The organism is Indiicoccus explosivorum (genome assembly GCF_002167005.1).
Taxonomy (GTDB): Bacteria; Bacillota; Bacilli; order Bacillales_A; family Planococcaceae; genus Indiicoccus; species Indiicoccus explosivorum.
Map to the genome: position 1 here is coordinate 1 of NZ_NHTN01000041.1, position 19,592 is coordinate 19,592.

General features: G+C 55.7%; 19 protein-coding genes and 1 pseudogene. 9 read left to right on the forward strand and 11 right to left on the reverse strand.

Translation table 11 applies throughout. The features are described 5' to 3' along the window. Both CCE92_RS11635 and CCE92_RS11640 read left to right on the forward strand, forming a co-directional pair. Positions 1-363: pseudogene (locus tag CCE92_RS11635) on the forward strand (TetR/AcrR family transcriptional regulator); the annotation flags it as partial. 106 nt (positions 364-469) lie between these two features. Beyond that, positions 470-1,336: an SDR family oxidoreductase gene (locus CCE92_RS11640; protein WP_088008066.1), complete on the forward strand. Its 867-nt coding sequence runs from the start codon at positions 470-472 to the stop codon at positions 1,334-1,336. A gap of 65 nt (positions 1,337-1,401) precedes the next feature. On the opposite strand, the gene CCE92_RS11645 is transcribed toward CCE92_RS11640, so the two are convergent. The 3 genes from CCE92_RS11645 to CCE92_RS11655 form a co-directional block, all read right to left on the reverse strand. After that, positions 1,402-2,922, reverse strand: coding sequence for a tripartite tricarboxylate transporter permease (locus CCE92_RS11645; protein WP_088008068.1), 1,521 nt, complete (start codon positions 2,920-2,922; stop codon positions 1,402-1,404). A 21-nt stretch (positions 2,923-2,943) separates the two neighbouring features. After that, entirely contained in the window at positions 2,944-3,426 is a 483-nt protein-coding gene (locus CCE92_RS11650; protein ID WP_162287865.1) for a tripartite tricarboxylate transporter TctB family protein, read from the reverse strand. Positions 3,427-3,539: 113 nt separating this feature from the next. Beyond that, positions 3,540-4,508, reverse strand: a complete 969-nt coding sequence (locus CCE92_RS11655) for a Bug family tripartite tricarboxylate transporter substrate binding protein (RefSeq protein WP_162287866.1) — start codon at positions 4,506-4,508, stop codon at positions 3,540-3,542. A 349-nt stretch (positions 4,509-4,857) separates the two neighbouring features. Between CCE92_RS11655 and CCE92_RS11660 the strand changes: the two genes are divergently transcribed. Next, on the forward strand, positions 4,858-5,832 hold the full coding sequence (locus tag CCE92_RS11660) for a LysR family transcriptional regulator (protein WP_088008074.1): 975 nt from the start codon (positions 4,858-4,860) through the stop codon (positions 5,830-5,832). Positions 5,833-5,883: 51 nt separating this feature from the next. Here the strand turns inward: CCE92_RS11660 and CCE92_RS11665 are convergent, their stop codons facing one another. After that, positions 5,884-6,513 (reverse strand): Crp/Fnr family transcriptional regulator, encoded by a 630-nt coding sequence (locus CCE92_RS11665; protein ID WP_162287867.1) that lies wholly within the window; start codon positions 6,511-6,513, stop codon positions 5,884-5,886. Between the two features lie 385 nt (positions 6,514-6,898). On the opposite strand from CCE92_RS11665, the gene CCE92_RS11670 reads away from it, so the two are divergent. Next, positions 6,899-7,717 (forward strand): NYN domain-containing protein, encoded by an 819-nt coding sequence (locus CCE92_RS11670; protein WP_088008079.1) that lies wholly within the window; start codon positions 6,899-6,901, stop codon positions 7,715-7,717. Between the two features lie 70 nt (positions 7,718-7,787). Here the strand turns inward: CCE92_RS11670 and CCE92_RS11675 are convergent, their stop codons facing one another. The 5 genes from CCE92_RS11675 to CCE92_RS11695 all read right to left on the reverse strand — a co-directional run bounded on the left by CCE92_RS11675 (position 7,788) and on the right by CCE92_RS11695 (position 10,626). Next, positions 7,788-8,246: an NUDIX hydrolase gene (locus CCE92_RS11675; RefSeq protein ID WP_241536009.1), complete on the reverse strand. Its 459-nt coding sequence runs from the start codon at positions 8,244-8,246 to the stop codon at positions 7,788-7,790. A gap of 182 nt (positions 8,247-8,428) precedes the next feature. Continuing rightward, a complete protein-coding gene (locus CCE92_RS11680; RefSeq protein ID WP_162287868.1) occupies positions 8,429-8,863 on the reverse strand; it encodes a universal stress protein in 435 nt (144 codons plus the stop codon). 87 nt (positions 8,864-8,950) lie between these two features. Continuing rightward, positions 8,951-9,544: a nitroreductase family protein gene (locus CCE92_RS11685; protein WP_088008083.1), complete on the reverse strand. Its 594-nt coding sequence runs from the start codon at positions 9,542-9,544 to the stop codon at positions 8,951-8,953. 18 nt (positions 9,545-9,562) lie between these two features. Further along, positions 9,563-10,264 (reverse strand): aspartate/glutamate racemase family protein, encoded by a 702-nt coding sequence (locus tag CCE92_RS11690; RefSeq protein WP_088008085.1) that lies wholly within the window; start codon positions 10,262-10,264, stop codon positions 9,563-9,565. A gap of 17 nt (positions 10,265-10,281) precedes the next feature. Then, positions 10,282-10,626, reverse strand: a complete 345-nt coding sequence (locus CCE92_RS11695; RefSeq protein WP_144391013.1) for a hypothetical protein — start codon at positions 10,624-10,626, stop codon at positions 10,282-10,284. Positions 10,627-10,915: 289 nt separating this feature from the next. Here CCE92_RS11695 and CCE92_RS11700 point away from each other — a divergent pair, with 289 nt between their 5' ends. The 3 genes from CCE92_RS11700 to CCE92_RS11710 are packed head-to-tail and all read left to right on the forward strand — an operon-like array spanning position 10,916 to position 14,499. Beyond that, positions 10,916-12,547 carry an acetolactate synthase large subunit gene (locus CCE92_RS11700; RefSeq protein WP_088008089.1) on the forward strand — a complete coding sequence of 544 codons (1,632 nt, stop codon included), beginning with the start codon at positions 10,916-10,918 and terminating at the stop codon, positions 12,545-12,547. Positions 12,548-12,558: 11 nt separating this feature from the next. Further along, positions 12,559-14,007 (forward strand): aldehyde dehydrogenase family protein, encoded by a 1,449-nt coding sequence (locus CCE92_RS11705; RefSeq protein ID WP_088008091.1) that lies wholly within the window; start codon positions 12,559-12,561, stop codon positions 14,005-14,007. A 60-nt stretch (positions 14,008-14,067) separates the two neighbouring features. Then, positions 14,068-14,499, forward strand: a complete 432-nt coding sequence (locus tag CCE92_RS11710) for a hypothetical protein (protein ID WP_088008093.1) — start codon at positions 14,068-14,070, stop codon at positions 14,497-14,499. 142 nt (positions 14,500-14,641) lie between these two features. On the opposite strand, the gene CCE92_RS11715 is transcribed toward CCE92_RS11710, so the two are convergent. Further along, on the reverse strand, positions 14,642-15,577 hold the full coding sequence (locus CCE92_RS11715) for a dipeptidase (RefSeq protein ID WP_088008095.1): 936 nt from the start codon (positions 15,575-15,577) through the stop codon (positions 14,642-14,644). Between the two features lie 94 nt (positions 15,578-15,671). On the opposite strand from CCE92_RS11715, the gene CCE92_RS11720 reads away from it, so the two are divergent. Both CCE92_RS11720 and CCE92_RS11725 read left to right on the forward strand, forming a co-directional pair. Continuing rightward, positions 15,672-16,841: a M20 metallopeptidase family protein gene (locus CCE92_RS11720; RefSeq protein WP_088008097.1), complete on the forward strand. Its 1,170-nt coding sequence runs from the start codon at positions 15,672-15,674 to the stop codon at positions 16,839-16,841. A gap of 85 nt (positions 16,842-16,926) precedes the next feature. After that, on the forward strand, positions 16,927-18,207 hold the full coding sequence (locus CCE92_RS11725; RefSeq protein ID WP_088008099.1) for a glucose-6-phosphate isomerase: 1,281 nt from the start codon (positions 16,927-16,929) through the stop codon (positions 18,205-18,207). A 490-nt stretch (positions 18,208-18,697) separates the two neighbouring features. On the opposite strand, the gene CCE92_RS11735 is transcribed toward CCE92_RS11725, so the two are convergent. After that, the gene (locus tag CCE92_RS11735) at positions 18,698-19,579 is read right to left on the reverse strand and encodes an ROK family protein (RefSeq protein ID WP_088008103.1); all 882 of its coding nucleotides are present in this window, start codon (positions 19,577-19,579) and stop codon (positions 18,698-18,700) included. Positions 19,580-19,592 lie beyond the last annotated feature (13 nt).

Consider the following 19,592-nt stretch of genomic DNA (forward strand, 5'->3'; position numbering starts at 1 on the left):
GATGTTTTTCAGGCGGTTTTCCTGATGGACCTTGGCGATCATCCGGAAAAGCTGCTGAAACACTACTATGAGATGTATCCTTCAGACCTCATCGCGGTCCCGGAAGAACTCCGTCTGATTTTAATGGACCGCAATTTGTTGAACCGAGGCCGTTATTCACTTATCCCGCTTGTACAGGAGGGTTTGCTGGATGAACAGAGGGCTGACGAACTGAATGAAATGACGAATATGCTGTGGCTTGGCATGTTCGTCAACTTCTTGAATAACCGGGGATACTATACGAGTGAAGAGGCATTCGGACGGACGATGAAATTTATACGCGGCATCATCAGCAATGCATTGGAAAAAGAACCGGACAAGTAGAGGAGAATCGGCTGGTGCTCAGCCCGCACGGTGTTTTATTTCCTTCTAAAGGGAAAAGGAAAACTGATGCAGTGATCTCCAGCAATCAAAGAAAGGATGATTCCAGATGTCCATTGTCGTTACAGGCTCGACCGGCCAGCTCGGCAGCGCGGTCATCAAGTACCTGCAGGAACGGAACACCGGTGAGAACCTCATTGCCATTGCACGGGATATCGACAAGGCGCGGGACATTTTCAACGGATCGGACGTTGAGATCCGTTTCGGCGACTACGACGAGCCGGCGACGCTGCCGAATGCGTTTGAAGGCGCGGATAAGCTTCTGCTCATTTCGAGCCCGTCCTACGACGATCCGCTCCGGGTCGTCCAGCATGCCAATGCGGTGAAGGCGGCGCGCGATGCCGGTGTCGGCCACATCTTTTATACGAGCATCGCCTTCGCGGATGAATCCGAGCTGTCGCTCGCGCCGCTGCACGTCGCGACGGAATACGCCATCCGGACGACCGGGATTCCGTATACGTTTCTCCGGAATTCGCTGTATACGGATGTGTTCGTCAATGCGGATCTCGCGGCGAGCGTCGACAGCGGTGAGATCATCACGAACACGGGAGCCGGCAAGCTGAACACGGTCACGCGCGACGATCTCGCGAAAGGGACGGCGGCTGTGCTCGCGGGTGACGGCCACGAAAATCAGACTTACAATTTCGTCTCGTCCAAGACATGGACGTTCGATGAACTGGCCGACGTGCTGAGCCGGGTGAGCGGAAAAGACGTGAAGCACCGCACTGTGCCGTTCGCCGAACAGGTCGAGTACCTGCAGCGGGTCGGACTTCCGGAAGGGATGGCGCTGTTCAGCGCATCGATTTATGAAAACGTGGCGAACGGGGAAACCTCACGGACGTCGGATGACTTGAAGCAGTTCATCGGCGAAGAAACACCGCTCGAGGATTTTGTCCGGAAGAGCCTGAACGGCTGACAAAAACAGCCCCATCCGCAGCCAGGCGGATGGGGCTTTCTGTATGGACGGAAGCAACAGGCAATCTAAAGGCTTCCGGCCGACCGGCGCTTCAACTTAGCTGACTGCCAGACCGTAAAGAGAATGGACAGAACAGCCAGCACCAGGAAGATGAGTGAAATCGGACGGGTGAAGAAGAGGGTCCAGTCCGGATCGGACATGACTGCCCTTCTCAGATTCACTTCCGCAATCGGCCCTAAAATGACACCGATAATGGCAGGGGCAAGTGAAAAGCCGTACTTTGCGAACAGGTAGCCAATGATTCCCATCGCCAACAGGATGTACAGGTCGGTCAGCCGGTTATTCAGTACGAATGTACCGATGACGCAAAGGACCAGGATAATCGGGACCAGCATGTGCACAGGCACTTGCGTCACTTTGACAAAATATCGGATTCCGACAAACTGGGTGATCAGCATCCAGAACGAAGCGATGAGGAAGGCGGAAAAAATGCCGCCGACGACACTTGGTTCATTGACAATCAAAAGCGGACCCGGGGTGATGCCGTGCACCATCAGTGCGGAAAGCAAAACAGCCGTCACCGCGGAACCGGGGATTCCTAAGGCAATCGTCGGAATCAGGTCCCCGCCAACCGTTGAGTTGTTGCCGGCTTCGGAGGCGATGACGCCCTCTTCACAGCCGGTCCCGAACTTTTCCGGATTTTTCGACCACTTTTTTGCCTGGTCGTATGCGACGATGTTGGCGATGCTGCCGCCTGCTCCCGGTATTGCACCGATAATGGAGCCGATGGCGGAAGAGCCTACCAGTGTGCCGGGTTTCTTCATAACGGTTTTCATTGTTTTCAGCGGCTGGAGGATGAATTTGACTTCCTTCAGTTTTTCCTCCTGCCGTCTTTGTTTGTCCTGCACCATTTCTTTATTCTCCAGCGACTGGAAAAGACGGGAAATGGCGAACATGCCGATCAGCACGACCAGGAACGGGATACCGGCCCGCAGCGTATCCAGACCGAACGAAAAACGCGGGATGCCGATGATGGGATCTGCTCCGACTGTGGAAATCAGGAGTCCGAATGCGCCCGTGATAAGCCCTTTAATGATGGAATCCCCGGTCACGCTGGCGATGATTGTCAGTGACACGACAATCAGGGAGAACATTTCCCACGGTCCCAGCAGTAAAGCGAAATCCGCGATTTGCGGAGCGATTGAAATCAGGATGAAAAAACTGACGATGGAGCTCAAAAATGAGGCCCATATGCCGATGGAAAGGGCTTTACCCGGTTCCCCGTTCTGGGACATCGGGAACGCATCGAACGTCGTCGCCACCGACGAGGGCGTGCCCGGTATGCCCAGAAGCGCAGCACTGATGAGGCCGCCGGACATTCCGCCTACGAATACCCCGATCATCGCGGCCACACCGGCTACCGGCTCCATTCCGAATGTAAGCGGAAGTGTGAGGACGATGGCCATTGTGACCGTGAAACCCGGGATGAGCCCTGCCAGGATTCCGACGATGACGCCAAGTAAAATAATGAACAGCAGTTTGATATGAAGCAGCTCAGTCATGCCGAGCAATAACAAATCCAGCATTCCAGTACCTCCTGTCTGCCGCTAGAACAGCAGCCCCGATGGAAATCTGACGTACAATACATTTTCAAAGAAAAAGAACGCGCTCAGCGTGACGACGACCGCCACGGCCGACAGGATGAGGAGGTCCTTTTTCTTTTTCGGACCGATGATATAACCGGTGACCACGATGAACACGATCGTCGTGATGACGAACCCGATCAACTGCATTAGAATGATATAAAGAACGAGACTGACGAGCGTAATGAGGACCAGTCTGTGTTCCTCGTAGAAATGACGGATTTTATCTCCCATGCTCTCCTGAGTACTTCCCGATTTTCTGCCAGCCAGCTCTTTCGCCTTGATCAGCACGAAAATGAGGGAAAGGAAACCCAGCAGCACCGCGATGAACTGAGGGAACGATCCCGCCTGAAGAGGCGCATCGCTTAAGGCGGGAAAACCGCCGGCCGTTACATAAAAGGTGATGCTGATAATTATTAAAATGATGCCGATCACTAATTCTCCCACTGAAGTCCCTCCGAATGCACTTTTGGATAGTCTGTCCTGTATGAAAGAAAGAGGAGCCCTCTGCGGCCCCTCCTCTGCTAAGGAAGCGACGGAACGCTTCTGTATCCGCAGGATTATTCTGCGATATCCGCCGAGATTTCCTCGATAATGGCGTCTTGCTTATCCAGGTATTCACGGTACTCTTCAGGACCCATGAAATTGACCTCAGATCCCACGTTTCTGATCGCTTCTACGAATTCCGGATCATTCGCGGTTTCTTCAAATGTTTCAGCCAGCACGTCGATCGCTTCTTGCGGTGTGCCTTCAGGCGCTACGTAACCTCTGACCACACTTAGTGTGATGTCGTATCCCTTTTCGGTAAATGTCGGGAGATCAGGAAGGCTTTCCGACCGTTCTTCTGTACCGATTGCAAGGAACTTCATGTGACCAGCTTCAACAAAATCCCGGGCAGATGCATAATCGACGATCGCCGCATCAATGTGGCCGCCCGCGAGCGCTTGGATCGCTTCAGACAATCCTTCATATCCCACAAGGTTGTAATTGATATCGAGGCTTCTGCCCAGCTGTTCGACCCATACCCTCGGAATCCCGGCCACGGTACCGCCGAACCGCACTTCGTTGCTCTGGCCGTATTCCACGAACTCTTCCAATGTATCCACACCTAAATCACTTGATACCGCGAGAATCTGATCGGAAGAGGACATGGAGGCGATCGGCTCGAACGTGTCATAATTGATCTCTGTAATGCCGGTATGATGAGCGACGAGCAGCCCTTCGTGGATCTGGCCGATATTGTAGCCGTTCGCTTCTTTTTCCGCCAACTCCTCAAGCCCTACCGTACCGCCGACACCCGGCAGATTGACGATGACGAACGAGGTATCGATATTTTTCTCGGCATGTTCCGCCACGATTCTGCCTTCGATATCACTGCCGCCGCCCGGAGACCAGGGAATGGTCAGTTCTATCTCTCGTTCGGGGTATTCTTCAGCAGCCCCTTCAGCTTCTCCGCAACCTGCCAGCATGGCCGCTGCCAGCATCATTGTGCCTGCTATTCCTATGGATTTCCCAATTTTTCTTTTCATTTTCATTTCCCCCTCAAGTGATCAGCATGATGATGTGGAGCCGTTTTATCCAATCTTGAAAAATTCATCATCTTTCAGTTTCCCGCCGTTTTTATTCGTACCGCCTGATATGTATTAGGAGCTTTGCCATCGCTATTTCAGCTGTTCCGATTAGTTTCCAGCGCGGACCCGGACGGACAGCAGCTGTTGATGATTCACCCCTTTTCTTTTTTGGCCGTCTCTCCTGTCGACTTTAGCCAGCCAGGAATTTATATTAGTTGAAATTTTACGAAACTTTTAATAACAAGTAAAATTAATTATATTTAATGTTATGATTAATTATATTTAACGCATAGAAACGGGTGAAGACATGGATCAGAAATTAGAAATTTTTGTAACGATTGCGGAGCAGAAGAACTTCACGAGAGCGGGGGAACTGCTCCATATGACCCCCTCAGCGGTCAGTCTCAGTTTAAAATCACTGGAGAAAAAGATGGGGGTGAAGCTTTTTGACCGGACGAATAAATATGTTCAGCTTACCGAAGCCGGGCAGATTCTCTACACCCATGCCAAAGAGATCCTGATTAAATACGAGCATATGTATTACGTTGTGAAAGAAACAGACCCTTCTCTCCACACACCCCTTTCCATCGGTGCCGCCTATACATTCGGAGAGTATTTCCTGCCCAGCATTATTTACGCGTTCAATAAAAAACACCCGGGAATCATCCCGGATATCACCATTCAGAATTCTGAAATCATCGCTAAGAAAATCCATCGGCAAGAGCTGGACATCGGGTTTATTGTCGAAGGGGAGGTATCGGATCTCGATGTCAACATCAACTTGTTTTCCCAGGACCAAATGGTCATTGTGGCCGAACCGAATCATCCGCTCATCAAAAATAAAGCCGTCGACCTGGAGATTTTGGAAGCGGAGACGTGGATCATCCGGGAGTCCGGTTCCGGCACCCGGGAAGTGACAGAAAAGCTTTTCTCCCAGCTCGGAATCGCGCCTAAGAAAATTATGAGTTTCGGCAGTTCCCAGACGATAAAAGAGTCGGTTGCCTTGGGACTGGGCATCTCCTATCTCTCAAGATTCGTCGTTAAAAAAGATATCCAGTCCGGCACGCTGGGGTCCGTGAATTTAAAAGATTATACGAATAAAAGCAGCTTTTACTATGTGACCCATAAGTCTGATTTCCACTCTAAAGCCGCCGCTTTGTTCCTTGAATTCCTTAAAACCTATTCGCTTTCTGAAAATATGTCTTTCCATACAAAGAAAGACGCGGAAAAATGGAAAACCGTAGCCAAACGGGAGAACCCCTCTGGCGACTTTTTGAGCTGAAAAACCGCAGCACCCCCTCGCCAAACAAGGGGAGCTGCGGTTTTTTTGTGTTTACAGCCGGCAGACGCTGAGCGGACAGTTTTCACAGTGGCAGATGCTTTTCAGCGCCTCTCTGTCCGTGATGACGATCGAGCCGTTTTCGTAGCCGATGATGCCGTCCTTCTTGAACTGCGTCAGCAGCCGGTTGACCGTTTCGCGGGTGGCGCCGATCATGTCGGCGATTTCGGCGTTCGTGAACTTCATCGTAAAACGGATTTTTCCGTCCTCCGGAACCCCGTATGTGTTGGCGATCCGGAGCAGGGTCGAGGCGAGCGCACCGTTTTTCCCGAAGAACATGAGATCGCGGAGCTTCGTCTGCGTAAAGTGGTTCATGAAGCTGAGCCAGCGCATGAAATCGATGGCAAGGTCGCCGTTCCTGCGGATGGCTTCCTCCAGGTCACGCCGGCGGATGATGCCGATCCGGCAGCCGGTCAGGGTTTCAGCGGTGAAGCTTGAAGTGTGGCCGGCGCCTTCCAGCTGGCCGATCAAGTCGCCGGTGCGGAAATGGTAGAATGACAAGGTGTGCCCTTCATCGGTCGATTTCGTCAGCCGGACCATCCCGGATTTGACGAAATACAGGCGGTCCATCCGGTCGCCTTCTGAAAAGACCGTCTCTCCTTTACTGAAGTTCTGGTGATTCATCAAGGCCTCCAGCTGCGTAAGACTTTTCTCTGAAAACACATCCGTGTTGCGCGACGGCTCCGTGTGCAATTTACTTACCGGACAGATCGTGACCATTTGCCTTTCCCCCGCTTTCCTCCGGCATCCCGGCTGATTCTGTCTTTATCATACTGGATGCGGCCGCCCGGCACATTAGGGGGAAACCCTCAATCGTACCATCCTTTTCCCCCGTTCGCTGTGCGATGCATCACAGCCGCACCGGAAAGGCGGAGGTGCCTGAAGGTTTATGGAGAGCGGCAGGAAGGGAACAGGAATAGAAACGCTTGAATTTCCGTCAGCGGCTGTATGGATCCGGCAGCCGGACCGATGAATAATACAGAGGATTGCACAAGGAGGATTTGAATGAATGCTTAACCAGCTGACCAACCCGAAACCGCGGCTGAAGATTTTCATGGATTATGAGAATCTCGCCAGCACGTTCCCGGAACATACGGGAAAAGAAGTGCGCTACGTCAATTTTTTTGAACGGCTGCGCCACAAACTCGAAAAACAGTTCACCATCGTTTCCATAAAGGGCTATGCCAATTTCGACAGCCCCTTTTTCCAATCCCAGCGCGAACAGGGGTGGCTGACTTCGGCAGGCGTCGAACCGAAGCACTGTTCCGTCGGCACGAAAAGCACGACGGATGTCCAGATCACCATCGACGTGATGAAAGACCTCAGCCAGCCGGCCGCCGACGTCTATGCCCTTATCACAAACGACCGGGATTTCGCGCCCCTTCTCCAAGAAATCCGCAATGCCGGCAAACAGGCGCTGCTGATCTGCACCGCCGGCGGGACGAACGACGCCCTTCCGAAATTCGCCGATGCCGTCCTTGAGCTGGAAGACCTGTTCGGAATAAAAGAAGCTTCCTTCTCGCAGGAAGTGCTGAAGGAAGCGGAAACGATTTCCTACACGACGGATGAAGCCAATGAAGCAGAAGAAGTCCTTCTGTTCCTCCAGGGAAGCTCCCTGTACAAGAAAGCGAAAATCCAGAAGATCCGGATCAGTCTGAAAGGGTTCGCCTGTTTCTGTCAGAACAGCGGAAAATGGAAGTTCTCGAAAGTGATCCATCTCGTCAAAATCGCCCACCGGCGCGGCCTGCTCCAGCTCATGCCTTCCGATACCGATGACGACCTCTTTTTCGCCAGTCTGAAGGACGCCGGCAGCAAAATCGCGAATTGAATATAAAACGGCAAACGAAAACCAGGCACTGGAACGGCTGTGCCTGGTTTTTTGGACGGCTGATACCGGATCAGCCGGTTTTTTCGTTTCCGAACTCTTCCAGAAATGGCTGGGCATGTTCGTCCAGGCAGGCTTCGATCCGCTCCCTGAAATTTTTCCATGTCACCATTTCCAGCGCGGTCTCGACCGGAAAAAATCCCACTTCGAGGCTTTCCTCGGAAGGTGTCGGCATGCCGCCCACCGCTTTCGCCAAAAACAGCGTATTGCAGATCGACCGGCCGACATTCTGGAAAATGCCGCAGAATTTCACGATCTCGATGTCGATGCCACTTTCTTCCTTCGTTTCCCGGATGGCCGCTTCTTTCAGGGATTCCCCTTCTTCCACTTGTCCGCCCGGCATCTCCCATCCTCTGCGCGGGCCTTTGATGAGCAGCAGCTCCCCTTGTCCGTTCAATACGACTGCGGCGGCCGAAACGATATGCTTCGGCGGCGCATAAATAGTTTGTGTTTCCTGACCGGTTGACATCATGCCGGTTTTCCCCCTTTTGTTCCGGATTGGTCCGCGTTCAGAATGGCGCTGATGAAAGCGGATCTTACTCAGCCGGTCATGTCGCGAAAACATGGAGTGCGGATATGCGGATGAAAATGCCGCCGATCGGCTGATCGGCGGCGTTCGATCCGCTATACCGGTGACGTGCTTTCAAAAGTTGTTCACTTTACGATCAGCACCGGCATTTTCGCTTTCTGTGCGACGTTGTGGCTCGTGCTGCCCAAGTAGAATTCCTTGATGCCGCTCAGTCCCCGGCTGCCGACCACGATGAGGTCACAGCCGTTGTCTTCGGCGTAGCGGACGATCTCTTTCGCGGGATTGCCCTGCAGCAGCTCCACTTGCTTCACTGCGTGCCCCGGCCCGAGATGCTCTTCCGCTTCCTTCAGCATTCTCGCTGCCCGTTCCTTCCGTTCCTTCTCGACATTCTCCGGATTGGCGATGGCGGGATAGTACATCACAGACGGCGCAAGGACGGAAACGATGCTGATTTCCGATTTCGGCTCTTCCCCGGCGACAGATGCTGCCATTTCCAGTGCCTTTTTGCTGCAATCCGACCCATCGTACCCGACGACAATGCAGCGGAACTTCGAGGACATGCGGATCACTCCTTCGATTGTGGTTGATTCCATTATACCGCGGAAAAAGGCACAAGGCTCCTGTCAGCCCTGCGCCTTTTTCATTCATCACAGTTCCTTGAAATCCTGTTCGTCCCGGATCCACTTCGTGACGTCCGCCACGGGCTTCCGCTTGCCTTCCGGCAGTTCTTTCTTCGGATAACCGACATAGACGAAACCGAGCACTTCGCCTTTGTCCGACAGTCCGAACAATTTGCGCATCTCCGGGTCATACGCCGGGGCGCCGGTCCGCCAGTAAGTGCCGAGGCCCAGTTCATGCGCTGCGAGCAGCATATTCTGGATGGCCGCGTACACGGCCCCGTGCTCTTCCTGTTCGATCACTTTCGGGTTATCGCTCGGTTCGACGGCGACCGCGATGACGACCGGCGCCCGGTACGGCTTCTGCTTCGTCGCTTCCAGTTTCTTCTGATTCGTCTCGCTTTCCGGATCTTCCATTTTCGCCGCCTGGATCTTCGCGAGCGTCTCACCCAGCGGCTTTCGGCCGTCTCCTGTCAGCACAAAAAAGCGCCACGGCTCCGTCCGGTGGTGGCTCGGCGCCCAAGTGCCCGCTTCCAGCACTTTTTGGATCAGTTCCTCCGGCACCGCTTCGTCCGTGACGAGCCCGTTGCTCCGCCGGTTTTTGATGATCTCCATGATATCCATTCCTGCTTCCTCCCCGCTTCAGTCATCCTCCCGCATCCGCCCGACGATCCGGCCGATATGGATTTCAGCAGTGTTCAGCAGCGGAACCGGCAGATCCTCCGGTTTCAGGATCATCGGAAATTCCGTGCAGCCGAGAACGATGCCTTCTGCACCGCCCTCCCTGATCAGGCCTTCCGCAATCCGGATGAATTCCGCTTTTGTGTCCGGTTCGACGATCCCTTTTTCGAGTTCGGCGAGTGTCTTTTCATGTATGTAGCGCTGCTGTTCTTCATCCGGCACGATAACGTCGGTCCCCGCTTCATGGAACGGAATTTTAAAGAAGTCATTCTCCATCGTGAATTTCGTCCCGAGGAGCGCAACTTTGCCGAGCCCGAGGCGCTGCGCTTCATCGCGCGCCGCCTCGACGATGCTGATGAGCGGTATGGACGCTTTCGCCTGCACTTCGCCGAAGACGATGTGCGGCGTGTTCGCCGCCATGACCGCGAAATCCGCACCCGCCCGCCGGAGAGCATCCGCCGCTTCCGCCAGGTAATCCGCCAGTTCGCCGGACTTGTCCGCTTCGAGGAGCTGAAAGATTTTGTACATGTTTATACTGTAAATGAAAAATTCGGGCAGTTCATCTCTTGTGCCTTCTCTCGCCTGCCAGCCGGCGATGACGTCCCGGTAATAATCGATGGTCGATTCGGGCCCTGTCCCGCCGATGATGCCGAGTTTTTTCATGTGATCCCCCTTCCGGTTCATGTCACCGCGCGGTAATGGCTGTTCGCTTCTTCAATCATCGCGACGATGTAGATCGTGTTCCGTGACTTTTTTACGGCTTCCCGCTTCGCCTTGGCGGCATTCCCCTTATGCCGGACGTAACAGCCGTATACGTAATCGAAATCCTTGAACGAGATGCGCCTCGCGCGTGACAGCCTGACGCTCGGCACATGCTGCTGGGCATTGTCGATGAACAGCGTATCCCCGACGACACTGACCCAGAACCACCTCGGCTTGATGCTGATGCGCGGCCGCGTATGAATTTCGTAGCCGGATGTTCCGGCCCTCACCAGCAATGCTCTCCACAATTCAGCTGAAGTCAAGTTGTGACACCCCTTTTTCTCTGTCTGTCTGTCCGTCTGTCCGTGCTCTCTCTGTAGCCTCACCGGGGACGCTGCACCGGTGCCTGGCACCCTTTGTCTTATAATTCTAATATTTTTTACTCTTTTTTCATATAGCCAAAACAAAAAAACGCATTTTTCCGCCACCATGTGGGGGAAAAGAGCGGAAATTTATTCTTTTTCACCCGCTGCCGGGTGGTTTATCTCTGCCTGAACAGTGAAAAACAATAAAGATAGAGGTTTTTGATCCCACCAGTCGAGGAGGCGAAGTATGAGAGCTGCTGAGTTATTGGTGAAGTGCCTGGAGAATGAGGGAGTCGAATACATATTCGGCGTCCCCGGAGAAGAGAATTTGGATGTGATGGATGCGCTGCTCGATTCGGACATCGAGTTCATCGTCACGCGCCATGAGACGAGCGCCGCATTCATGGCCGGGACCTATGGCCGGCTGACGGGCAAGCCCGGTGTCTGCCTGGCTACGCTCGGGCCCGGCGCGACGAATCTGCTGACGGGCGTGGCGAATGCGAACATGGATTTTAATCCGGTTGTCGCGATCACGGGCCAGGCGGGACTCGGCCGTCAGCACAAGGAGTCGCATCAGTATTATGACATGGAGAACGTATATGGGCCGGTGACGAAGTGGAATACGCAGATCAAGTCGCCGGACGTCATCCCTGAAGCGGTGCGCAAGGCGTTCCACACGGCGACGCGCGAGCGACAGGGCGCCGTCCACCTGGAACTGCCGGAAGATGTAGCGGCGATGGAGACGGACGCAGATGTGCTGCCGGTCATCGGCCACGCGGAATCGGCAACGGCCGACAGCGTGATCGCCCAAGCGCTGCAGCTGATCGGAGAAGCCGAACACCCCCTTATCCTGTCAGGTGATGGTGTGGCGCGCGGAGGCGCTTCGGAGGCACTCCGCGAATTCATCGATGTCCTGGACCTGCCGGCTGTGCAGTCGTTCATGGGTAAAGGCACGGTGTCGCGGAAAGACCGCCACAGCCTGCTGTCAGCGGGCATCGGCGGAAAGGATTACATTACGTGCGGGTTTGCGAAAGCGGATCTCGTCATCGCTGTCGGTTTCGACATGGTCGAATACCCGCCGGAGCGGTGGAATCCCGACAAGCGATTGGATGTGCTCCATATCCATACGGACGAAGCGGAGACGGATGCCCATTATCCGGTCAGGCTGAACGTCACCGGCAACATCGGAGCGAATCTCCGGAAACTGACGGAAGCTGCGGAACGCCGGACACGGGACAACAGCTGGATCGCCGATGTGCGGCGGGAAGCGCTGGATGAACTGGAACAGTTCGAGGGCGGAAGCCATTTTCCGGTGAAGCCGCAGAAAATCGTGCATGATCTGCGGAGCGTGCTCCGCGAGCGGGATATCGCCATTTCGGATGTCGGCGCGCACAAGATGTGGATGGCCCGCATGTACCATTGCGATGAGCCGGAGACGTGCCTCATCTCGAACGGACTCGCTTCGATGGGCGTCGCCGTGCCCGGTGCGATCGCCGCGAAACTGGCCCATCCCGAACGCACCGTCGTGGCGGTCGTCGGGGACGGCGCCTTCCAGATGACGAGTGCGGAGATGGAAACGGCCGTCCGCCTTGGTCTGCCGATTGTCATCCTGCTTTGGCGGGATGGCGGCTACGGGCTGATCGAATGGAAGCAGCAGAATGAGTTCGGCCGCCCGTCGAACATCAAGTTCGGCAATCCCGATTTTATTAAACTGGCGCAGGCGTACGGGTTTGAAGGCATGGAAGTGACGGATTCCTCCGAGCTCCGCGAAACGCTGGAGCGGGCGGTTTCGCTGAATAGACCCGTGCTGATCGACTGCCCGGTGGATTACAGCGAGAACGTGAAACTGACGCAGAAACTCGGCGAAATTCTTTGTTAGGAGGATGTGCGATGATTATCGGTTCAATTATCAGCGGTAAGGAACGCAATGAAAAAAGCCGCACCACCCACGAAGTGAAGAATCCGTTCGACGGCTCGACGGTCGCCACGCTGGCGCTGTCCACCGCGGATGACCTGAATGAGGCGGTCGAAGCTGCGCACAAAGCATTTGAAAACAAGATGAAAGCGATGCCCGCCCACGAACGGGCGGACATTCTCCGCAAAGCGGCCCGGCTGCTCGGGGAGCGCGAAGATGAGTTCCAGCAGTCGATCACAGCGGAATCCGGCAAGCCGGTCAAACAGGCGCGCAAGGAAGTGGAGCGTTCGAAACAGCTGCTCCTCTATGCGGCGGAAGAAGCGAAGAAGATCGGCGGAGAAGTTGTGCCGATGGATGCGGCGATCGGCGGTGACAACCGGCTCGGGTTCGTGAAGAAGACCCCGCTCGGCGTCGTCGGCGCCATCACGCCGTTCAACTTTCCGCTGAATTTGTCGCTGCATAAGCTCGCCCCGGCGATCGCCGCGGGGAATACGATCGTTTTCAAACCGGCCGAGAAAACGCCGGTGACCGGCTACAAGCTCGTCAAACTGCTGCATGAAGCGGGTATGCCGGAAGACGCGCTGCACCTCATCATCGGGACCGGCTCGGAAATCGGCACGCCGCTCGTCGAACACGAAAAAGTGGCGAAGATTTCATTCACTGGCAGCGTCCCGGTCGGCAAAAGCATCCAGAAAGCGGCCGGCTTCAAGAAAGTCACGCTCGAACTCGGCTCCAATTCACCGAACATCGTCTTCGAGGATGCGGACTGGAAAGATGCAGCGGAACGCATCGTCGCCGGCGGCTTCGGCTATTCGGGCCAGACGTGCATTTCAGCGCAGCGCATTTACGTGCATCGGGACATCTTTGATTCGTTCACGGATGAGCTGGTGCGCCTCGCCAATAACCTTAAAATCGGCGATCCGGCGGATGCGTCGGTCGATATCGGGCCGATGATCACGGAAGATGAAGCGAAACGCGCGGAAGAATGGGTGGAAAGCGCGCTGTCCAAAGGGGCGAAAGCGGCGCTGAAAGGCGAACGGAGCGGTGCGATGCTGCCGCCGGTCATTCTGACGGATGTGACGGACGATATGCACGTCGTTCAAAAGGAAGTGTTCGCACCGATTCTCGCCGTCATTCCCTTCGGGACGGAAGATGAAGCGGTCCGGCGCGCAAACGATTCCATCTACGGCCTGCAGGCGGCGGTTTTCACGAAGAATATCGACCGCGCCTTCCGGGTGGCGGACCGCATTGAAAGCGGCGGCGTCTGGATCAACGACGCGTCGACGTACCGCCAGGATAACTACCCGTACGGCGGCGTGAAGCAGAGCGGGATCGGACGGGAAGGCGTGAAATACGCCGTCGACGAGATGCTCGAGCTCAAGTTCATCGGTGTGAAACTGGATGGCGGCCCGCCTCGGGTTTAATTCCGCCCGAAAACGGTCAAATACTAAGTAAGACGTCAAATGCCGGAGAGGTGAATCAACATGAAAGACAAGGATCAGGCACGCGATAAGAAGTGGTTCGGCAGCAGTCCGGTCGATCAGGACAGCCAGGAGCGCAGTTACCGGAAGGATGAACTTGCGGAACGCGAAGAAGGCACAGGCCGCACGAGCGAAGGCGGCAATGCCGAACGCCAGAAAAAGATGCGGAAAATGGAAGGTTCCGAGAATAAGCAGACGGTGGCGGACGCGGCGTATGACCGCGATGTCGCCTGGACGGATGATGACGAGAAAATCGACGCGCTGTTCGACCAGAGCGACATGGTCGGCGGGCGCAACGAATCACCGATTCTTGAAAATGAAGACGTGAAACATGACCCTTCGAAGGAAGACACCATTTCCTCCAGCGCGACGGTCGACAAAACGCACCGGATGATGGATAAGAAAAAAGAGCGCGAACAGGAAAAGGATAAGTAAGCAACGATGAACCCCCGCCCGGGATGACCGGCGGGGGTTTTGGTTTTTACCGATGTATGGTGTGCATGTTTCACCGGAACTTAGGCACTTTTCAGCCAGTTGGCAGTAACGGGACCACTTTTGGTAATACTCATTGCCGCTCTTAATAGAACTTCCCTTCCACATAATCCAGGAAGTTCCGCGACGCAAACCCTCTCACATCCTCCTCGGAGTAACGCTTCAAGAGCTCATTGATGAGATTCGGATGGCGCGACGCATCTTCAAGTCCTTCGACGAACGTCGCGATGCCATCGAAATCGGAGCCGAGCCCGATCTGCTTTTTGCCGCCGAGGCTGCACAAGTGGTCGATGTGGCGGATCACATCGCTGATCGCCGCATCCCCATCCGCTTTCACGAACGGCGGGCAGTAGACGACGTGGATCCGGCCGCCTTTTTCGAACATCGCGCTCACCTGTTCATCGTCCAGGTTCCGCGGATGATCGCACAGCGCGCGGGCGTTCGAATGGCTCGCGATCGGATGATCCGCCAATTCCATGACATCCCAGAACGCATCCACGCTTAAATGGGAGACGTCCGTCAGCATCCGGTTGTCGTTCAGGAATCCGACGACTTCCTTGCCGAATCGGGTCAGCCCGCCTCCGCGCGGTTCGCCTGCGCCGTCCGCGGCGAGGTTCGCATTGTTCCACGTCAGGCCGACCGACCGCACGCCGAGCTGGTGGAGGATGCTCAGTTTGTGCAGGTCGTTGCCGATTGCATCCACCCCTTCAAGCGTCAGCATCGCCCCGATTTCCCCGTCCTCCAGGGAAGCGAAGTCGCGCCATTCCCGGATGTGCTTCATATCGGGGTTTTTGTCGAGGATTTCCGTGTGGAAATAGTGCACCTGATCAAGCGCCGCCTGGAACTTCTCCTCCGCTTTCATTTGCGGCCGGATGAAGACGGCGAAGCACTGGACCCGCACCCCTCCTTGCTGCAGGCGGGTTTTATTGGTCTGGAGTTCCTGCGCGTTCCGGTAATCGAGCTCCCCTTTCGCGTCCGCGAGCTTCAGAAGCGCATCGCAATGTAAGTCGATGATGTCCATGTTCTCTCCCCCTCTTTTTTGCCGATTCATCTCCCAGTATACAGAAATTTCGGGTAAAAACGTGTTATCTTTATGGAATGAAGGAGGGATCGCCATGCTGAAGGAAAAAATTCACCGCCGGATCGAAACCGGTTTTCAGGAAATGACCGGCATCCGGCGTCACTTGCATATGCACCCGGAACTGTCCCACCAGGAATCGGAGACGCCGGAATTCATCGCGGCCTACTTGGAGAAGCTCGGGATCGAAGTGCGCCGCGGCGTCGGCGGGCGGGGTGTCGTCGGGACGATCCGGGGCGGGAAACCGGGAAAGACGATCGCCTTCCGGGCGGATTTCGATGCGCTGCCGATCCAGGACGCGAAGGATGTGCCGTACAAGTCGACCGTCCCCGGCGTGATGCATGCGTGCGGCCATGACGGCCATACCGCGGCGTTGCTCGTTTTTGCGGAAGCGATGAACGAAATGAAGGATGAACTGTCCGGTAACGTCATCCTTATCCATCAATTCGGGGAAGAAGCTCCGCCCGGCGGCTCGCGGGCCATGATCGCCGACGGCTGCCTGGACGGCGTCGACGAGGTATACGGAGCGCACGTGCAGTCGCAGCTCGAAGCCGGGTTTATTTACGGACGGGACGGCTATCTGCAGGCGGCGGAGGACACTTTCACCATTACGGTGAACGGTTCAGGCACCCACGGGGCGGAACCGCATCTCGGCGCGGATCCGATCCTGGCGGCGAGCCATATTATGGTCGCGCTGCAGGCCATCGTCAGCCGGCATGCCGATCCATTGAAATCGCTCGTCGTGTCTGTCGGCAAGTTCCACGCCGGAGAAGCGGATAATGTCATCCCGGAGCGCGCGGTCATGGAAGGGACCATCCGGGTGTTCGACCCGGAACTCCGGAAACTTGCGCGGAGACGGCTGAAGGCGACAGCGGCGTCGGTGGCGGAAGGCCTCGGCTGTACTGCTGACGTCGCGGTCGAACAGGGCTATGACTCGCTTTATAACCATCCGGAACAAATGGAGACGGTGCGTCAGGCAGCCGGCAGCCGATACACCGATATCGAGCCCATCATGCCGGTCGAGGATTTCGCCTACTATACTCAGCACCGGCCGGGCGCGTTTTTCTTTGTCGGCGCGAAACCGCCCGGCACGGAGACATCCTGGCCGCATCACCACGAGAAGTTCGACTTCCATGAACCGGCGATGGTGCTAGCCGCGCAGACGTTCGCGGCCGTCTTTCTGGAAGCCCAGGAACGGAAAGCCTGATAACGCGGATGCTCCGCCCGCGGCTGTCCTGGCGGGTTCCCGGTATGGTAAAATCAATCATGGAATATAAGAAAGGAGTGATCGCATGATTGATTTCACGTTTTCAGGCACGATGGAATCGGTGCTGACAGACACGAAAAAGAATGAACTCCAGGAGATCCATGATCGCCTCTACCATAAAACCGGGAAAGGCTCCGACTTCCTCGGCTGGCTGGACTGGCCGAGCACGATCGACCCGGAGCTGCTCGGACGGATCCAGAAGACGGCGGATGCGATCCGCGATAAGGCGGATGTCCTCGTCGTCATCGGGATCGGCGGATCTTATCTGGGCGCGAAGGCCGTGCTGAGCGCATTATCGCCGTATTTCAGCCAAGAAGATAACGGGACCGAGATTTTATTCGCTGGGCATCACGTGAGCGGGGAATACTTGAAGCAGCTGCTCGACCACCTCGACGGCAAAGAAGTGATGGTCAATGTCATCTCGAAGTCCGGCAAGACGACCGAGCCCGCGCTCGCATTCCGCTTCCTGAAAAAGTACATGGAAGACCGGTACGGCGACGAGGCGGCATCCCGCATCATCGTGACGACCGACGCGGAAAAAGGCGCGCTGCTGAACTTGGCGAAAGAGAGCGGCTATGAGCGCTTCGTCGTTCCGGATGACATCGGCGGCCGCTACTCTGTCTTCACAGCGGTCGGGCTCCTGCCGATCGCCGCAGCGGGCTTTTCCGTGGAACAGCTGCTCGCGGGCGCGCGGGACGCGGAGGAAGCGTACAAAGAGCTCGACTTCGAACGCAATACCGCGGTCCGCTATGCCGCCGTGCGCCATTACCTGTACACGGAAGGCTATACAAATGAAGTGAGTGCGGTGTTCGAACCGAAACTGTCATTCGTTCAGGAATGGTGGAAGCAGCTGTTCGGGGAAAGTGAAGGGAAAGAAGGCAAAGGCATCTTCCCCGCTTCCGTCGTCTTCACGACGGATCTCCACTCCATGGGCCAGTACATCCAGGACGGCATGCGGAACCTGTTCGAGACGTTCCTGCTCGTGAAGGAAGCGGCGGAAGACGTGACCGTGTTCCAGGCGGATGAGGATGGCGATGAGCTCAACTACATGGCGGGCATTACGCTGCAGGAATTCAACCACGTCGCCTACCGCGGAACATCGGAAGCCCACCTGTCCGGCGGTGTGCCGCAGATGAGCCTGACGGTGGAGAAGCTCGATGAATTCCACGTCGGCCATCTGCTGTATTTCTATATGCTCTCATGCGCGTACAGCGCCTACCAGCTCGGCATCAACCCGTTCGATCAGCCGGGGGTCGAAGATTACAAGAACAACATCTTCAAGCTGCTCAATAAACCCGGATACTGACCGGAACAGCCGGCCCTCGCATTGAGGGCCGGCTGTTTTTGCATAGATCTTGCCTGCCGGCGAGCATTACTGGGCACTGGTCAAATAGTTAGTAGCCATGTTTAATTTGTGTGTAATGCTGCAAAGATAAAGATACTGACAAATGGTGATTTTTTGCGTTTCGAGAATAAATGATGGCGTTTCGAGAATAAATGATGGTATTTCGAGAATAAATGACTCCGTTTCGAGAATAAACGGCTCTGTTTCGAGAATAAGCATCGAAAGGCAGCAATCTCCACTGGGCAATTTTCAATGATTCGCGGGTGATTTCTTTTATTTGGAAACACCTAAATCATAATTGTAAATATTAAGAAAAAACCCCGGAAATAACCGATGCAGTTCCGATAGTATCGATTATTAATTTGATCGTAACGCTTCTCCATAACAGCCGGCCCTCCCTGTGGAGCCGGCTGTTTCACTAAGTTAGGCGCAAACAAAAAACGCCCCCTTTTCAGGAGGCATTCCGTTCTTCCGCTGTGAGCAGGGCTGCGCCGAGGATGCCGGCATCGTTGCCGAACTGCGCTTTCTTCACTTCGAGCGGATGCAATAAAAGCGGATCGAGTTTACTGAGGAGGCTGTCCCACCAGTATTCCGCCGAGTCCGAGACGCCGCCGCCGATGACGGCCGTCTCCATATCGAATGCCGCCTGCAAGGTCGAAATCACGACGGCCAGATCATAGGTGAACGCTTCGACCAGTTTCCGGGCTTCCGGGTCCGCCTCCGATCGCCTGAACAGTTCGTCCGGCGTCATATCCAGCCCCGCTTCCGCGATGCGCCGGCGCAGGCCGGTGCCGGAGACGTACTGTTCGAAGCAGCCGCGCCGGCCGCATGTGCACAGCGCGCCGCCCGGGTAGAGGATCATGTGCCCGATTTCCGCCGCGCCGCCATGGGGACCGCCGCTCAAAATCTTCCCGTCCCAGATGATGCCACCGCCGAGGCCGGTGCCGAGCGTGAGGACCGCAATGCGGTCCCTGCCTTTCGCCGCCCCGAGCTTCGCTTCGACGAGCGCGGCGCACGCCGCGTCGTTTTCCACTTCAACGCGCAGTCCGGTGGCGCTCTCCAGCTTTTCTTTCACCGGCGTGCCTGTCCAGCCAGGCAGTGTTTCGGTCGCATAGATGATGCGGCCGCCCACGGGATCGACGAAGCCATGGGTGCCGATGCCGACCGCTTCGATTCCGGGGTGCTGCCGGAGCATGCGCAGCACCTGTTCTTCAAGGTACGGGTAGAGCGGGAGTTCGGTCGGCACGCGCTCGTCGTACAGGATGTTGCCTTTTTCGTCGATGACGCCCATGCGGATTTTTGTTCCGCCGATGTCCACGCCGAGTACTTTCACTGTTGGCCCCCCT

Excerpts from the sequence above, each read along its gene's own strand:
- CCE92_RS11685 (WP_088008083.1), bottom strand. The coding sequence starts at position 9,544 with ATGGATATCATGGAGATCATCAAAAACCGGCGGAGCAACGGGCTCGTC.
- CCE92_RS11645 (WP_088008068.1), bottom strand. The coding sequence starts at position 2,922 with ATGCTGGATTTGTTATTGCTCGGCATGACTGAGCTGCTTCATATCAAA.
- CCE92_RS11710 (WP_088008093.1), top strand. The coding sequence starts at position 14,068 with ATGAAAGACAAGGATCAGGCACGCGATAAGAAGTGGTTCGGCAGCAGT.
- CCE92_RS11675 (WP_241536009.1), bottom strand. The coding sequence starts at position 8,246 with ATGATGTCAACCGGTCAGGAAACACAAACTATTTATGCGCCGCCGAAG.
- CCE92_RS11665 (WP_162287867.1), bottom strand. The coding sequence starts at position 6,513 with ATGAATCACCAGAACTTCAGTAAAGGAGAGACGGTCTTTTCAGAAGGC.
- CCE92_RS11680 (WP_162287868.1), bottom strand. The coding sequence starts at position 8,863 with ATGTCCTCGAAGTTCCGCTGCATTGTCGTCGGGTACGATGGGTCGGAT.
- CCE92_RS11670 (WP_088008079.1), top strand. The coding sequence starts at position 6,899 with ATGCTTAACCAGCTGACCAACCCGAAACCGCGGCTGAAGATTTTCATG.
- CCE92_RS11700 (WP_088008089.1), top strand. The coding sequence starts at position 10,916 with ATGAGAGCTGCTGAGTTATTGGTGAAGTGCCTGGAGAATGAGGGAGTC.
- CCE92_RS11705 (WP_088008091.1), top strand. The coding sequence starts at position 12,559 with ATGATTATCGGTTCAATTATCAGCGGTAAGGAACGCAATGAAAAAAGC.
- CCE92_RS11715 (WP_088008095.1), bottom strand. The coding sequence starts at position 15,577 with ATGGACATCATCGACTTACATTGCGATGCGCTTCTGAAGCTCGCGGAC.
- CCE92_RS11725 (WP_088008099.1), top strand. The coding sequence starts at position 16,927 with ATGATTGATTTCACGTTTTCAGGCACGATGGAATCGGTGCTGACAGAC.
- CCE92_RS11690 (WP_088008085.1), bottom strand. The coding sequence starts at position 10,264 with ATGAAAAAACTCGGCATCATCGGCGGGACAGGGCCCGAATCGACCATC.
- CCE92_RS11640 (WP_088008066.1), top strand. The coding sequence starts at position 470 with ATGTCCATTGTCGTTACAGGCTCGACCGGCCAGCTCGGCAGCGCGGTC.
- CCE92_RS11720 (WP_088008097.1), top strand. The coding sequence starts at position 15,672 with ATGCTGAAGGAAAAAATTCACCGCCGGATCGAAACCGGTTTTCAGGAA.
- CCE92_RS11660 (WP_088008074.1), top strand. The coding sequence starts at position 4,858 with ATGGATCAGAAATTAGAAATTTTTGTAACGATTGCGGAGCAGAAGAAC.
- CCE92_RS11655 (WP_162287866.1), bottom strand. The coding sequence starts at position 4,508 with ATGAAAAGAAAAATTGGGAAATCCATAGGAATAGCAGGCACAATGATG.